At 41.1% G+C, this 15,128-nt stretch carries 14 protein-coding genes; 7 read left to right on the top strand and 7 right to left on the bottom strand.

Annotation, left to right across the window (positions count from 1 at the left end; genetic code table 11):
- Nucleotides 1–109: 109 nt before the first annotated feature.
- Nucleotides 110–1,162, bottom strand: coding sequence for a DUF932 domain-containing protein (locus tag P255_RS02615; protein ID WP_004903333.1), 1,053 nt, complete (start codon nt 1,160–1,162; stop codon nt 110–112).
- A 20-nt stretch (nt 1,163–1,182) separates the two neighbouring features.
- Nucleotides 1,183–1,467 (bottom strand): hypothetical protein, encoded by a 285-nt coding sequence (locus tag P255_RS02610; protein WP_004903332.1) that lies wholly within the window; start codon nt 1,465–1,467, stop codon nt 1,183–1,185.
- 725 nt (nt 1,468–2,192) lie between these two features.
- Between P255_RS02610 and P255_RS02605 the strand changes: the two genes are divergently transcribed.
- From P255_RS02605 to P255_RS15050, 3 genes are read left to right on the top strand one after another with little or no spacing between them, the layout of a single operon-like run.
- The gene (locus tag P255_RS02605; protein ID WP_004903330.1) at nt 2,193–2,822 is read left to right on the top strand and encodes a DUF805 domain-containing protein; all 630 of its coding nucleotides are present in this window, start codon (nt 2,193–2,195) and stop codon (nt 2,820–2,822) included.
- Nucleotides 2,823–2,852: 30 nt separating this feature from the next.
- On the top strand, nt 2,853–3,599 hold the full coding sequence (locus tag P255_RS02600) for a hypothetical protein (RefSeq protein WP_004903328.1): 747 nt from the start codon (nt 2,853–2,855) through the stop codon (nt 3,597–3,599).
- A gap of 27 nt (nt 3,600–3,626) precedes the next feature.
- Complete coding sequence (locus tag P255_RS15050; RefSeq protein ID WP_004903327.1) at nt 3,627–4,118, top strand: hypothetical protein; 492 nt, start codon at nt 3,627–3,629, stop codon at nt 4,116–4,118.
- A 343-nt stretch (nt 4,119–4,461) separates the two neighbouring features.
- On the opposite strand, the gene P255_RS02590 is transcribed toward P255_RS15050, so the two are convergent.
- Nucleotides 4,462–5,376, bottom strand: coding sequence for a YagK/YfjJ domain-containing protein (locus tag P255_RS02590; RefSeq protein WP_004903326.1), 915 nt, complete (start codon nt 5,374–5,376; stop codon nt 4,462–4,464).
- 555 nt (nt 5,377–5,931) lie between these two features.
- Between P255_RS02590 and P255_RS02585 the strand changes: the two genes are divergently transcribed.
- A complete protein-coding gene (locus P255_RS02585) occupies nt 5,932–6,858 on the top strand; it encodes a hypothetical protein (RefSeq protein ID WP_004903325.1) in 927 nt (308 codons plus the stop codon).
- Nucleotides 6,859–6,937: 79 nt separating this feature from the next.
- Here P255_RS02585 and P255_RS02580 read toward each other — a convergent pair whose 3' ends face one another.
- Nucleotides 6,938–8,152, bottom strand: a complete 1,215-nt coding sequence (locus P255_RS02580; protein ID WP_004903324.1) for a hypothetical protein — start codon at nt 8,150–8,152, stop codon at nt 6,938–6,940.
- A gap of 164 nt (nt 8,153–8,316) precedes the next feature.
- Here P255_RS02580 and P255_RS02575 point away from each other — a divergent pair, with 164 nt between their 5' ends.
- Nucleotides 8,317–8,604, top strand: a complete 288-nt coding sequence (locus P255_RS02575) for a pyocin activator PrtN family protein (RefSeq protein WP_004903323.1) — start codon at nt 8,317–8,319, stop codon at nt 8,602–8,604.
- A gap of 75 nt (nt 8,605–8,679) precedes the next feature.
- Nucleotides 8,680–8,952, top strand: coding sequence for a pyocin activator PrtN family protein (locus P255_RS02570; protein ID WP_004903321.1), 273 nt, complete (start codon nt 8,680–8,682; stop codon nt 8,950–8,952).
- Here the strand turns inward: P255_RS02570 and P255_RS02565 are convergent.
- Nucleotides 8,936–10,084, bottom strand: coding sequence for a site-specific integrase (locus P255_RS02565; RefSeq protein WP_004903318.1), 1,149 nt, complete (start codon nt 10,082–10,084; stop codon nt 8,936–8,938). The two genes, P255_RS02570 and P255_RS02565, sit on opposite strands and share 17 nt — an antisense overlap.
- 133 nt (nt 10,085–10,217) lie before the next feature.
- Here P255_RS02565 and dusA point away from each other — a divergent pair, with 133 nt between their 5' ends.
- Nucleotides 10,218–11,234: a tRNA dihydrouridine(20/20a) synthase DusA gene (gene dusA, locus P255_RS02560; RefSeq protein ID WP_004903315.1), complete on the top strand. Its 1,017-nt coding sequence runs from the start codon at nt 10,218–10,220 to the stop codon at nt 11,232–11,234.
- Between the two features lie 154 nt (nt 11,235–11,388).
- On the opposite strand, the gene P255_RS02555 is transcribed toward dusA, so the two are convergent.
- Nucleotides 11,389–12,159 (bottom strand): tRNA threonylcarbamoyladenosine dehydratase, encoded by a 771-nt coding sequence (locus P255_RS02555; RefSeq protein ID WP_004903314.1) that lies wholly within the window; start codon nt 12,157–12,159, stop codon nt 11,389–11,391.
- Nucleotides 12,160–12,320: 161 nt separating this feature from the next.
- On the bottom strand, nt 12,321–15,086 hold the full coding sequence (gene acnA / locus P255_RS02550) for an aconitate hydratase AcnA (RefSeq protein WP_004903311.1): 2,766 nt from the start codon (nt 15,084–15,086) through the stop codon (nt 12,321–12,323).
- Between the last annotated feature and the right edge of the window lie 42 nt (nt 15,087–15,128).

The following is a 15,128-nucleotide window of genomic DNA, read 5'->3' as shown; positions in this document are numbered from 1 at the left end:
AGAGAATGTAATGTTGAGCATAAAAAACAAGCCCTCGCTGACTTGCGTCAGCGAGGGCTTGATGTATGAGATAGCTTTCTAAATGGCTTAGGCTAAGACAAGTATGTCCTTAAGCTACCAAACGTAGCGCCTGTTCCAGTCCACGTTGTTTCAGGGCAGCCCCTGCGCCAAACCATGCTGAATCCAGACGATGATCCTGACTCATGGCACGACGCTCATGGTCGGCGAACTCAGTCATGGCGCACAGCAAGCCATAAGCCGTATCTTTGGCTGAGCTGAGTTCTGCCCCGCGTCCCTGACCATTAAACATGCTCATGACTTTGGATAAAGCCCGTCCGTTCGGTTCGGTTTTATTCTCGGCTTTGCTGGTCGAGTGACTTTGGGCTTGGGTCGCCACATTACGATAGAACTGAATAATGCTGTCATCCTGATCGGTAATACTCAGACTGGTGTTGTTAAACACCGCATCGAAATAAGCTGCGGCTTCGGTTTGGCTGACCTTGCGTTGGCTAAGCTGTTTCATTTCGTACATATGCTCATCCCATGCCCGTACCGAAATGCCCAGTTGCTGTTTAACCTTCTCTGCATCAAAACGGGTACTGTGTGGCACTTTAACCACACCTGCACTACTGCTTTGTCCTTTTAAGGCAATCGCCAAAGTGTTGTTACACACCACCCGAATTGAGGTAAATTGCGCGGTGGTGGCTAAAGTGCCATCACATGCGGTAGCCAGCAAGATATAGCCATTACTGACATCCTTGCCTTTTAACGATGAAGTTTGTCCTGTTTTCGCTAGCGCCCAGAACTTCTTCCCTCCTTTGAGCACCCCTGCTGTTTCCAGTTCAAAGCCAGCTTGTTCAGTTAAGTCACGATAGAAATTGAGAATTTCTAAAGGCTGGACTTCCTGATAACGCTGACTGACGACGGAGAGCGGTGCATGGGTATCCGAGCGGTACAGCACCCGTTGTTCTTCGTACGGCAGGATAATGCTCTGCCCACGTTGATTCTGTGCCATATAGCTGACATTGGAGGATTCAATCTGCCAGTCCATACCCGCTTGTTGTGCCCAGACTTCAATCGGCTGGTTCGGGGTGAGTACATTGCCCAGACCATGCCAAGGGGTTGCACCCACATAGGCCATGTTTTCAATCAGATGTGCCATTGGGTATTCTCCTGATTCAATTACTGAAAGTTACGACCACAATCTTCACAGTAGAAATACTGATAGCTTGGAGTTTGCTTTGGTGCATCATCAAACAGACTCCCCAATAGACCACCAACCACGGCACCGGCAATTCCTCCAATCAAAGGCGAAATTGGCACAGGCAATGATTTGGATAAGGATGCCCCAATCGTGGCAAAAGATGCGGATGATGAGAAGGTACTGCCATTGGATGAACCCGCCTGTGTTTGGCTTTGGATGACACGGGTAACATGATTTGAATAACAATAAGGACAAGAACGCATAATGATTTACCTCTAGAAATAAAAAAGGGCTTACCGTTGAGGCAAACCCGAATAAAGAAAGATGATTCTCATCTAGATGATATATATCTGAATTCTTTTTAAATTGACGTTACGGATAACTCCGATTATGATTTGTTGGCTGACCTACATCGTCAGTCGGTTTTGACAGACCGTTTCCTAAGAACACTAAAAGTTTCCTACTTTTAGTGCGTAATCTCGTGCACCCCTCTGCGGCGGAACGGGAGGGGGACACTTTCGAGTGTGCTGATTCTTAGGTTCAGTCTGTCAACCCCTTCTCGTTCTGCCACCATAATCAATTGACAGTGATTCGGTAGAACTTCTTATTACCTAAGGAGTCACCATGACTATGCTTCAATCTCAAATCCGTATCCCAATTTCTACCGATCAGGCTGTAGTCCCCCCTGTTACAGACTAATTGAGCACAATAAAGCAACCATCCATTCGGCTTGGTAGAAAATAGCTTGAGTAAAACCAGACAAACTCTGCATTGCTGATTGCAGGGATAAATCCTTATGCATTGTTGGTCGCCAGCCATCGTGATGGTGGTCATGGATTACGCTTGGATTAACTCATCTTTATCTTACCCAGTACGCAATGGGCATTCCCATTCAGCCCCATGTCATTCATTCCATCAATCAATAAAAGCATGACAGGCTGTGGGTTTATTTCTAAGCACATACCAAGAATAAGGATACCTATATATCATGAAAGGCAAAGTTCTTGATTTCTCGATTCAAGGCAATACCGGCATTATCTTAGGGGACAATGGATCACGTTATCCATTTACAGGGCAACAATGGAAAGAACAGATTAATCCTATCCGTGGCACTGTTGTTGATTTTGAGGTCAGCGCAGATCAGCAAGCAATTGCCATCTATATCGATGTACCTATCCCAGCACAAGCCAGCATACTGAATAAAGCACCAACAGAATCTATTTCAACCGCTACAACTTCAGCTCAACAGATCTTTAACAAATTAGACCTCGCTGAAAATAGCTATCAAACAGCTATTCTGAATTGCTTTAAGAAATTTGCGGACTTTAAAGGACGCTCAGCACGCAGTGAGTTCTGGTACTTTCAACTCTTCTGCTTGCTGCTCAGTATCTTCTTGCATTTCATCAGTCAAAACCTTGCTTCGCTTGCCATGCTGATCGTCATGCTCCCCAACCTCGCAGTCAGTGTGCGTCGTATGCATGATATTGGGCGTTCAGGTTGGTGGGTGTGCATTGTTGCCATTCCAATTGTCGGTCTGTTCTTATTCTTGTTTTGGGCAATCCAAGACAGTGATCCTGAAACCAACCAGTACGGCCTAGCGACTCAATCAACCAACTAAAAAATAAAAAACTGAATCTGGATATATCAAATGCATAAAACAACGTTCGCACTTCTTCTTATCTGTGGTTTATCTCTACAAGCCTGTTCCAAAACCGAACATGCCACAACAGCGGCTGCCAGCCAAGCACAGACCGAAGCAACACCACCTTCAGGCATTCCATTGTCTGAGGTTGGAAAAATGGCAATTGAAAGCAACGGTAAAGCTGCACTACAACAGCTCTTGGATCAGGAATCGCCAAACACCTATACCGTCACTTCAGTCAATAATGTCAAGTTCATCAATCAAGATCAGAATAACAAAGGCTTATATAACTATACGTGGAATATTCGCTTTAAAGAGAATGCTACTCAGAACACCCTTGGTTGTGATCATACTGACATTCTCTGGGATTCCGACAAGAATGAAGTCGGTGCAAGTCTGAAAAATGAGTGTATGAATGTGCTCGAAGAAGCTCAGAACGCCCCATCCAATACAGCACAAAATACATCCGCAGGTGCAGCACAAACCTCACCTATACGTATCTCACTCGAACCTGATGTGGGTCAGCCTGACTACTACACCAATGTCAATATTCAATCAACGGTTGATCAGCTTAATTTTTATGGTCTCTCTGTCAATCGTGGTAATTGCCAAGTCATGTCCGACTTTAAACCCAACACATATAAGATCTTACACTTTGGCAGTGTCCTAAAATTGGGTGCTCGTTGCCGTCGAGACAAAATTATTGAACTGACAGTCACCACAGATCAAGGCAATTGGACATTTAACCCATAGCAGCCCTGCAACAGGAAACATCAAGCGATGAATAAAATAGCGATTCTGATCGGTATGATTGGGCTATTATCGGGTTGTAGTGAACTCAACTATGGCAAACTGAGTCTTCAAGCCAAGGACTGTATTGCAGATAATTCAGTCCATTGTAACGATATTCGTATCCGACAGACGATTGCAGGACTACAGCTATTTCGGGATCGGATCAGCGATGAACCTGACAAAGTGAAAGATGAAGTTGGAGAAGCAGGCTATCAGCAACTGCTACAACTGGTGGATCACAAGATTAAATTTTTAGAGCAGCAACGCCCAAACTTTTATTTAAGATGGTTCCAAGGCGATGCCCGCTATGACAAGGAAGTAGACTTTGGCGAAAGCATCGATGTTGAGATTGAGCGAATCATTAATCACTCAAAATCAGAACAACGCCCACGAGCACCTACATCCACTCAAGCCCCTATCATTCAAGATGGAGAAACGGTGCAAACGGCATCTGCATCCACATCTGAACCAGCCTATTGACTTGCCAGTGCTGATTACAAACATGAGTATGCATTTTTAATTACCAGACCCACCACTGAGATTGACTACAAGGAAGTCATCACGACCAATCAGGGTACAGTCAGCTTTGATATGCAAGCTACATCGGTTGCACAGAATATGCTGCTAGAGAATCTCAGTGTTGGGGAATGTATTCACTTCAGAGCACGAGATCTTGCAAAGTCACAAGGTCAACATCATCTTGCTTTTGAAGCATACATCAGTGATCCAGAAAAAATCTCATGTGACAGTATGCATTGATCATGCTAATTCATTCAGTTTTTAAAAATAATGAGGTAAATGGTTTACCTCATTATGCAATCACTCACCGCTTATAACAGTTTCTTCGATTGATCTTCGCTTTCACTTGAGACATCCCAAAGCTACGCATCTTGGTTGAGGTTTTTACTCTTAAATATTGCGCTTTATCAGGTCGAGCTAAATAAGAAAGCGTTGAACGCATCTTATTGACTTGATAAGGCACATTGCTATAAATCACGCCAATACCAACAACATCTCGCTCTTCATATTTCTTTAAATAACGCCGATCATGGCAATTAAAGTATTTACCTTGATCATCGGTGATCTCTTTCCACCAATCACCCACTGCTTTCGCAATACGCCATGCACCATGACGTTTTCGCTCATCAAACACAAGTGCAACATGACAATGGTAACCTGTGCTTTCGCCTTGCTCTAATGCCCAAATCAAAAGTAATACATCATCCCCATATTGAGAACGATTAATCTTTCTTCGAAGTATTTCTAAGTCATCGTCAACTTGTTCAATGCTGATATTCGCAACATAGCTTAAATCCACTCGAACGACTAACAGTGCAGAATACTCATCTATCAATAGATTCAAGCGTGAGTCAATCTTCTGTGCATTCTGTTTTTCACTAAAGCGGTGCTGACGCATTTCATCAAGATGATCTGTCCAATTGAGATCGAAATCACTTTGCCACTGTCTAAATGGTGTTTGTTTTAATAGCTTGCAAAGAGATTCTGGTGACTCATATTCCAAATCGTAGTCATATAACAAACGACAAAAAGGCTCTATTAAGCATGAATAGCTAAAGTCAGGGTCATAGACTTGATGAAAATCCAGGAGTAGATCAGCAAAGTTTTGATAGAAAGATCTTGGTTGTCTCGCCGAATTTAAGCTGGATTGAATGAACCTTTCTATTTCTATCAACAAGGTTGCTTCATTAATTTTATTTTGATTGAGGATTGATACCATGTTCACTTCTCTGTAGTTAGGACTACATGAAGTGGTTGATCTGTAATTAATTACGTTTAGATTTAACATCATGGTTAAGTGATGTAGATATATGTTCTAGGTTAATATATTTTAAGTAGATAGATAATATGATTATTAAAGCGCTATATTAGTATTAATAACTATGTCATTACACCTAGTTAACACTATATTCTAGTAATGTAATTTTCTTTATCTGATCGATATTTTAATATATCTATATATGATGTACTGGTATATTTACTTCAATGATGGGTTATTTAATTAATGTCAAGTTATCCGATGCTAAAATACCTCATCATAGATGAATGCTATCTCTAAACTGAACAGAAAGGCTAAAAAAATTAAAACTGATCCTACTCTCTAGTGGATATTCAATGTTCTATACTAATGTATAAAACATTGCAATAATATGCTTAACTAGAAGCTTATAAGAAAATCATGCGAAATCAACCGAAATACCCCTCAAAACTCCCCTAAAACTCCTTCTACATTTGGCTAAACTTCACGTAAAGCTTACTAGTAAGGAGATCAGCCATGTACTCAAGCACGACTCACAAAGATTTTAATTTGTTCATTAAACAACTTCGCGATGAAGATATGATCTGGGTTCTTCATGTAATGAATAAAGAACATGAGGAGCAACATGCCAGAAGAGATATCAATGACAGGGACACTGATTTAGTCCAATTAGATATTCAAAAATTAAACACTATAAATAATACTGATGAGATAAGAAACAAAGTCACAGGCATTTACAAAGATATTAATGAAAGAGATACTTACTATTTAATCGATAAATTAAAAAATTTCCAAGACACATTATTAATACGTGGAAGAAGCCTGAATGAATACAAGAACAATAAGCGTTTATTATATTTTGCACTTAATTATATTTCCACCAATGATCGCCAATATAAGGCTTTCAAAGACATACATAATGAATATTTTAGGTTCCTCTATACTATATTCATGTTACCTAGTTATTATAAGTCTAACTGCTCTCTTGATAATATAGAATCTAATTTTAGCACTATACTAAGCAAGAAGCCATTACACTTTAAAAACTTCGATAGTGATGATTTTTATTTATGGGCTAAAAGCTATATGGATCAAGATAGGGAAAATGCTAGAGTACACAAAAGTAAAAACTACAACCCCATGAATCCTGAAGAGTACCGTATTGTCATCAATGCTATCTTTGATGATCTGTTGGATAAAGATACCAATATCTACAAAGCTATAAAAGATAAGATATCAAATGCTTGGCATCAAAAAGCCTTTAGGGAAAAAAACAAAGGGCGAAAGCACCATTATCATCTGACTGATAAAACACTTCAATGCTTAGAAATATTGGCGAAGAAGCATAAAATGACCAAAGAAAAAATGATTAACGAACTCATCAATGAACGCTACACCAAAGAGTGTATGAGCCAAGATGGAAGTCATCTTTACACAATTTAGCATCTCAGTGCATAGCTTATAATGGATGGGGATACCCCATCCATTATAAGCTAAACAATATAAATGATTTAGATAATATTTATCCTTTGATTTCTTCAAGCACCTCTAGTAGATTCTTCGACATATTTGGATGATAATAGAAATGAGTTGCTAAATCAGGAGCAATAAAACCATGCTTTGGCTCCTCTACAATATCGTTCACACAATCTCTAATGAAAAAGTATAAATTTTTAACCCTGTTATAACAGTCTTTCAAACTCCTAGCAGAAATTACAAAACCATATTGGTTACGCATGGTTTCTTCAGCCCTAGCACTACAGCTATCATCATTCTTCATAGCTGCATAAATTGGATTATCAAGCTCAAATCCTTTCTCACAAATCAAATGCCACGTTCCAAACAGACTAATCCACGTACCTTTAAATTCTGAAAATATACGATTATGGCATAGGTTTTTACTAATCGATTTAATATATCTTTGTACTTGTTCGCTATCCATTACATCCACATTGTTATTAATGCGAATAAAATTATTACTAGTGTTTAAAAGACTTTGATATTTTTGATAATAAGCTTCTCTCCTTGACCTAATGCTTTCAAGAATATCATTAGGCGCTACTTCCATGATTAACGGCTGGTCACCATACTCACAGAATAATCGCTTCCGTAACATTTCAAATTCTACAAACAATAATGCTCTCAAGAATATATGCTTGTTATCAATTTCATCATAATGGTCTTGTAGCGTTTCTTTGCTACTATTTAGTATTTTTAACTTGATAAGCCTACGATAGACATGACATGAAATATTGCCACCTTGCTCAAATGCTAACATCTGAGCAACCAACCTGAAGCTAACAGAATGGGAAGCCCGTCCTATACCTGATTTTATAGTAAGCATAACGACATCTTTAGCAAAACTTTTCTCAGATACTTTACTTTCCCTCATTTCTTCTAATAAAGCATTCCATACTAAGTTCAATCTATGGTGATTAACTTGTTTATTAACTTCTTGTTTCTGCCTTTCCGTTAAATTAGGGTCTGTATAATTCAATTCTTGAACTGCATTATAAGTAGCAAGAATCTCTACCCCACATAACAGATAATGCTTATATGTCTCAGCTTCTTGACCTTTCAAGTTCTTGTTTACAATCAAACTTTCGACTAAATCATTTAGCCTTTCATAAATGTCTACTTTCCGAGCAGTTATAGTTGAAAGTGAAACAAAATCAAAGAAATATATAAAATCTATAATCTCAAGAGCTGTATTCTGAACATCATTAAGCTTAGGCATAAACAATCTAGTGTCAAAAAAAGGAGTCCCGATTTAGCAATTTTCACCACTATTTCGATTTTTTACAATGGCTCCCATAAGGTCTTCTGAAAATTATTTTTACTTGAATAATATTTTTCCAAAGCCCTACTTTACTTAATTGCACTTTAAATAGGAGCCTCACAGTGTACGAACTAAATACAGCCGATTACTTATTTTTAAAATACCGAACACATCTCATCAAGTTAGAGGATATTACCAAAGATTTTTATCCTAATTTATGCAAAGAGAAAATTTTGGAAAAAGCACGTCAGCATAAATTCCCATTCTCGTGTATTCGCTTGGATGATAGCCAGAAAGGTCCACTTTTTGTACACTTAAATGAGCTTGCTAATGCTTTTGATGAAATTTACCGTAAGAGCCATTCTATCTTCCAAAATACAACACAAAAAGCAATTCAATCAGTAACTTGATATACAACCATGAATAAAAGCTAAATCAAATACTTAGCTAGAAACTAAAAGTAATTAACGGGAGGTCTATTATAAATGGGCGCATTCCAAATGAGCACCAATGAATACCTGTTTATTAAATATCGCTCTATGACTGTTGAATTGATGGCTGTAGTTGCTGATTATTACCCTCATCTGAGTAAAGCAGAAGCATTGAGAAAGGCGAATAATCAAGAATTTCCGTTCTCTGTTTTTAAGATAGATCAAAGTAAACGTGCACCTTTTCTGGTGCACGTTAAAGACTTAGCAGATATTTTAGACAAAAAGTATTCAGAAGCTTCCAAAGATTTTGCTACGTTTCATCGATGAGACGTAGCACTTCCTCTAACTGAATAATATTCCTTCTTCTTTTAACTGATACATATCGCTGCAAGCTACTCCAAGAATCGTGCAAACTCACTTTCTGAATTTCAGGAATAGTAAAGCTCTGTTCAGCCAATCGGGTACAACCCTCATGCCTCAAGTCATGAAACCATAAATCTTCAATTCCCAGCATTCGACATGCTTCTCTAAATTCTTTACCCAAACTTCTTGGATTCAGGGGTAATAACAAATTTTCATCATGCCCAAGCTTTAACATTCGCTCTCGAATATCTGGATGCATCAATCGCTTAATAATTACTTCACATGGCTCCAAAACATCAAAAAATTTATGATTACCCTTTGAACCATTTGGATTCTTAAGATCATGTACCTTCCATGTTGAGTGGTGTAAATCATAATCTTGAAGAAACAATCGTGTTAATTCTGCTTCACGTCTACATGAAAAAATCGCAAACCACATAATTAAATGCATCGGGTACTTTGACCCGTATCTATTTGATTTCCAGCGTTCAGCGAAATACCTCGTCACAGCTACTAGCTCATCTCTTGTTGGCAGTCGATCACGTTTGGTACTTGATGAAATTTGGCGAGTTTTTCTTAACTGAGCTGTTGCCTTATCAAATCCGTTCAGATCGATATCCATCTCCCACATTACAGCAGCATGTGATAAGACTCCTCGAATATGCAATAACTCATGTTGCTGAGTGCTCGTAGCAATCGGCTCTAAGCCAAGATGAGGAATACCCCCCTTCCTTAAAGCAACATGCTCAGCCAAATGTACTGATTTTATTTTTGTGATAATATTGCGCGCGATTGGCAGCTTCTTGATTAAGAGCAGAGAATAGCGTTTCGTTCTTCCGTACTCGCTCCCGACTTCATCCAAATATTTATCTATAGCATCTGATAAAGTCAGATCAATTAACTGTTCCTTACCGAGCAAAATATCTGGATTTTCTTGAATTTCGACTTCTCTTTTCTTAAGCCAAATCTCAGCTAACTTCTTTGAATGAAATGTTTTGCTTTCAGAATAGGTAGGAAAGCCTTTTCGATTAACTCGAATGGCTGCACGATAGTTAACACTTCCATCCGCACTCTTCCTAGCTGTAATTGACCCCATAATTTACACCACAAACCATTTTTTCTATTATGGTGTAAAATTTGGTGTAAATGCAAACCGATTCCCCCATCTAAATATGGGTTTACACAGATTCACGCAGGTTGTGAAATATTGATTAAAGGTATGATTTTTAATGACTAATATCAAAAACATTGAAACCACTAAATCTCCACGAATCAGTGTCGCCCCGATGATGGATTGGACCACCAAAGACTATCGATATTTTGCTCGCCTGTTTAACCCCAATGTCGTGCTTTATACCGAAATGGTGACCACAGGCGCAATTATTCATGGTGATGCGCCACGTCATTTAAACTTCAATCAGCAAGAACACCCGATTGTGCTGCAACTGGGCGGCTCAGATCCAAAAGAACTTGCAACCTGTAGCAAAATGGCGCAAGACTGGGGTTACGATGAAATCAACCTGAATGTTGGCTGCCCAAGCGATCGCGTACAGAACAATAAAATTGGTGCATGCCTCATGGCAGAACCTGAACTGGTGGCTGAATGTATTGCATCTATGCAAAATGCCGTACAAATTCCTGTACATGTCAAACACCGCATCGGAATTGATGACATGCAGTCTTATGAGGAAATGCTGCATTTTGTCGATACGGTTGCTCAAACAGGCTGTACGCATTTTGTGGTACATGCCCGTATTGCATTACTCAAAGGCTTATCGCCAAAAGAAAACCGTGAAGTTCCCCCTTTACGCTATGAAGATGTTTACCGCTTAAAACAAGATCGCCCTCACCTGTTTATTGAAATTAATGGCGGGATAAAAACCGTTGCTGAAACCAAAACACATCTGGAACATGTTGATGGTGTAATGATCGGGCGTGAAGCCTATCACAATCCATATTTGCTGGCAGAACTTGGTGAGCTGTGGAATCTGGACATGCCTGACCGTTTTGAGATCATGCAGCAGATGTTGCCTTACATTCAGCAACGCCTTGCCGAAGGTGCACCATTGTCCATTATTACTCGACACATTTTAGGTTTATTCCAGAACTTACCAGGCGCACGCAAATGGCGTCAGGCGCTGAGTGGTGGCAATGCCAAAACCTTTGCCGATGTTGAACAGGCAATTGATAACATTCAGGCGGCGATGAAACGCACAGAAGATTATCTACGAGAAGCACAGCTTTAAATATTTTGTTAGCAGTATCGAGCATGTTGATACTGCTGACCATTTGTTCTTCATTTTTGTAAATATAGTGCTCTGTACATTTAAAAAGACGCGTTTCAATATAATCAAAAGATATGCATACAATTCTACGGCGAATGTATGCACCCATCAGGCATCAAGCTGATTTTTTACGAAGCGCTTCGAGCTTTTTCAGCACTTCAGCCACCGCAATCATGGCAAAACTTGACGTCACCACTACCGCCGAGCCATAGCCACCACAGCGCAAGCCCGCACTTGGGCAAACATCAGCACTGGAAAACGGATTATCAATCGAGTAAACACAGGTTATTCCAAACTTGTCTTTAGGCTTTTTACAAATGCCTTTACTACGTAACTGGGCACGCAGTTTTGCCAGCATCGGGTCTTGCTCTGTTTTAGATAAATCCGCCACACGGATTTTCAGCGGATCAAGTTTGCCGCCTGCACCACCTGACACAATCAATGGAATCTTGTTAAAACGGCAGTGCAACATCAAGGCAAGTTTTGCTTTGACATCATCAATACAATCCAGAATCACATCAGGCACATCAAGCAAAAGTTCTTTGACATTTTCAGGGCTAAGATAATCATCAATGACGTCGACCTGCATGCGCGGGTTAATCTGACGACAACGCTCTGCCATCACCGCAACTTTGTCATGCCCCAGTGTCGAACTGATAGCAGGTAACTGGCGGTTAATATTGGATGATGCAATCACGTCCATATCGACCAGTGTTAAACGCCCAATCCCTGTACGCGCCAAGGCTTCTACAGCCCAACTCCCCACACCACCAATGCCGATCACCATGACATGACTTTGTTCAAACTGGTTGAAATTCGGCTCACCATAAATTTTGGCAACACCTGCAAAACGGCGGTCATATTCATCATGAGCAAGATCGGTCATAGCACTAACATTTCAGGAATTAAAAGACAGGGCGGCTATTTTACTGCTTTTTGCAACTTAGAGGGAATGAAAAAAGCGCCAAGAATAACTCAGCGCTTTTTCTCTAGAACATCAATAGACTTCTTTCATCAGTCCCTTGTGTTTCCCCTATAAGAGAAAAATCAGGATGCGATCAGATGACGTAACACATAATGCAAGATCCCGCCTGCTTTAAAATATTCCACTTCATTCAGGGTATCAATGCGACACAACACTTCAAACTGATCACGCGAACCATCATCACGTTTGACATGTACCTGTAAGCTTTGATGTGGCTGTAAATGATCAGAAAGCCCTGAAATCGAAATAATCTCTCGACCTGTCAGATTCAGGCTTTGACGGGTTTGACCATCAACAAACTGTAGCGGTAACACGCCCATGCCCACCAGATTCGAACGGTGAATCCGTTCAAAACTTTCCGCAATCACGGCTTTTACACCAAGTAAATTCGTGCCTTTGGCAGCCCAGTCACGCGACGAACCTGTTCCATATTCTTTACCTGCAATAATCAGCAGTGGTGTATGTTCTTGCTGATAGCGCATTGCCGCATCATAAATTGCCAGTTTCTCACCGCTCGGAATATGAATCGTATTGCCACCTTCTTCGCCTCCTAGCATTTCGTTTTTAATACGGATATTGGCAAATGTGCCGCGCATCATCACTTCATGGTTGCCACGGCGTGAACCATAGGAGTTAAAATCTTTCGGCTCAACTCCATGAGCTTGCAAGTAACGTCCCGCAGGACTGTCTTTTTTGATATTTCCCGCAGGTGAAATGTGGTCTGTGGTGACCGAATCACCGAGGACCGCCAAAATTCGGGCATCGACAATGTTGTCAATTGGTGCAGGAGGCTGATCAATCCCTGCAAAAAATGGCGGATGCTGAATATACGTCGAGGTGTCATCCCACGCATAAGTTTGGCTTTCAGGAATCTGAATGGCTTTCCAACTGGCATCTCCCTCAAACACCTGTGCATATTCGCGGTGGAACATTGCCGTATTGACTTGCCGTAAGGCGGTTGTAATTTCTTCTGTAGTCGGCCAAATATCTTTGAGGTAAATTGCTTCACCCTGATCGTTGGTCGCCAGTGGCTCTGTGGTTAAATCGATACGAATCGTCCCTGCCAACCCAAAAGCAATCACCAATGGCGGTGAAGCCAACCAGTTAGTTTTGACCAGTGGATGCACGCGACCTTCGAAGTTACGGTTACCTGAAAGTACCGAAGCGACATTTAAATCATGACATTGAATCGCTTCTTCAATGACTTCAGGTAAAGGCCCAGAGTTACCAATACAGGTGGTACAACCATACCCCACCAACTGATAACCTAACTGATTTAAATATGGCGTTAATCCTGCTGCATCAAGGTAGTCTGTCACCACTTTAGAACCAGGGGCTAAAGAACTTTTTACCCACGGTTTACGCTGCAAACCTTTTTCGATGGCTTTTTTCGCTAGCAAACCTGCTGCCAGCATAACGCTTGGGTTGGAGGTATTGGTACATGACGTAATTGCCGAAATAACTACATCGCCATGCTTGAGCTCAAAGTGTTCACCATTGAGCGTACAGCTTGGCGCATCATTTTGCACACTGGCGGTTTGTGCAGCCACGGCTGTACCGCCACCTTCATTTTCAAGTTTTTCTTTATCCTGTTTGGCGGGCTTAATACTGAGTTCTAAGACTTCATCAAAAGTTTTAGCAACATTCGACAGTAGCACTCGATCTTGCGGGCGTTTCGGCCCTGCCAAACAGGCTTGAACACTGGACATATCCAGACTTAAGCTGTCAGTAAATTCAGGTTCATCGCCTGCGTTACGCCATAAACCTTGCGCCTGACTATAGGCTTCAACCAGTGCAATCCGTTCAGGCTGGCGACCTGTTAAACGTAAATATCCCAAGGTCACTTCATCAATCGGGAAGAAGCCGCAGGTTGCGCCATATTCAGGTGCCATATTGGCAATCGTCGCGCGGTCAGCCAGTGGCAAATCTGCCAATCCATCACCATAAAATTCTACAAACTTACCCACCACACCTTTTTTACGCAGCATTTGGGTAATGGTTAGCACCAAATCAGTCGCGGTAATCCCTTCAGGCAATTTTCCTGTGAGTTTAAAACCGATCACTTCGGGAATCAGCATAGAAATCGGTTGTCCGAGCATCGCTGCTTCGGCTTCAATCCCACCAACACCCCAACCCAACACCCCCAAGCCATTGATCATTGTGGTATGTGAGTCTGTCCCCACCAAGGTATCAGGAAAGGCAAAAGTTTGCCCGTCATCTTCGGCTGTCCAAACCGCTTGCGCCAAATATTCCAGATTGACCTGATGGCAAATCCCTGTGCCTGGCGGCACCACACTAAAATTGTTAAATGCCGACTGCCCCCAGCGTAAGAACTGGTAACGCTCGGCATTGCGCTGCATTTCGATTTCAACATTGTCATGAAACGCATGGCTACTGGCGAAATGATCGACCATCACCGAGTGATCGATCACCAGATCCACAGGTGACAGCGGATTAATCTTGTCAGGGTTCTGACCTGCTTTGGCAACTGCTGCACGCATTGCAGCCAGATCAACCACCGCAGGCACACCTGTAAAATCCTGCATCAATACCCGTGCAGGGCGATACTGAATTTCCTGTTCACTGGTTTTTTGTTTTAACCAATCCGCAATCGCATGAATATGAGCACTGGTAACCGTATGGTTATCTTCAAATCTCAGGAGGTTTTCCAGTAACACCTTCAATGATTTTGGCAATTTGCTTAAATCACCAAGCCGTTCAGCGGCTTTGGGCAAACTAAAATACTGGTAGTTGTGCGTACCCACCTGCAAGGTTTGTAATGCATGAAAACTGTTAATATGACTGTATTTAGATTTAGCATGAGCCATACGGGAATCCTCCGATTCGGCATTTTATTTTTAGGCGTCCTT

The organism is Acinetobacter brisouii CIP 110357 (genome assembly GCF_000488275.1).
In the GTDB taxonomy this organism is placed as follows: domain Bacteria; phylum Pseudomonadota; class Gammaproteobacteria; order Pseudomonadales; family Moraxellaceae; genus Acinetobacter; species Acinetobacter brisouii.
The sequence above is the reverse complement of the archived record's forward strand: the minus strand, read 5'-3'. Positions and strand labels throughout refer to the sequence as shown.

Excerpts from the sequence above, each read along its gene's own strand:
- P255_RS02615 (WP_004903333.1), bottom strand. The coding sequence starts at position 1,162 with ATGGCACATCTGATTGAAAACATGGCCTATGTGGGTGCAACCCCTTGG.
- P255_RS02610 (WP_004903332.1), bottom strand. The coding sequence starts at position 1,467 with ATGCGTTCTTGTCCTTATTGTTATTCAAATCATGTTACCCGTGTCATC.
- P255_RS02580 (WP_004903324.1), bottom strand. The coding sequence starts at position 8,152 with ATGCCTAAGCTTAATGATGTTCAGAATACAGCTCTTGAGATTATAGAT.
- acnA (WP_004903311.1), bottom strand. The coding sequence starts at position 15,086 with ATGGCTCATGCTAAATCTAAATACAGTCATATTAACAGTTTTCATGCA.
- P255_RS02605 (WP_004903330.1), top strand. The coding sequence starts at position 2,193 with ATGAAAGGCAAAGTTCTTGATTTCTCGATTCAAGGCAATACCGGCATT.
- P255_RS02585 (WP_004903325.1), top strand. The coding sequence starts at position 5,932 with ATGTACTCAAGCACGACTCACAAAGATTTTAATTTGTTCATTAAACAA.
- P255_RS02570 (WP_004903321.1), top strand. The coding sequence starts at position 8,680 with ATGGGCGCATTCCAAATGAGCACCAATGAATACCTGTTTATTAAATAT.
- P255_RS02600 (WP_004903328.1), top strand. The coding sequence starts at position 2,853 with ATGCATAAAACAACGTTCGCACTTCTTCTTATCTGTGGTTTATCTCTA.
- P255_RS02565 (WP_004903318.1), bottom strand. The coding sequence starts at position 10,084 with ATGGGGTCAATTACAGCTAGGAAGAGTGCGGATGGAAGTGTTAACTAT.
- P255_RS15050 (WP_004903327.1), top strand. The coding sequence starts at position 3,627 with ATGAATAAAATAGCGATTCTGATCGGTATGATTGGGCTATTATCGGGT.
- P255_RS02555 (WP_004903314.1), bottom strand. The coding sequence starts at position 12,159 with ATGACCGATCTTGCTCATGATGAATATGACCGCCGTTTTGCAGGTGTT.
- P255_RS02590 (WP_004903326.1), bottom strand. The coding sequence starts at position 5,376 with ATGGTATCAATCCTCAATCAAAATAAAATTAATGAAGCAACCTTGTTG.
- dusA (WP_004903315.1), top strand. The coding sequence starts at position 10,218 with ATGACTAATATCAAAAACATTGAAACCACTAAATCTCCACGAATCAGT.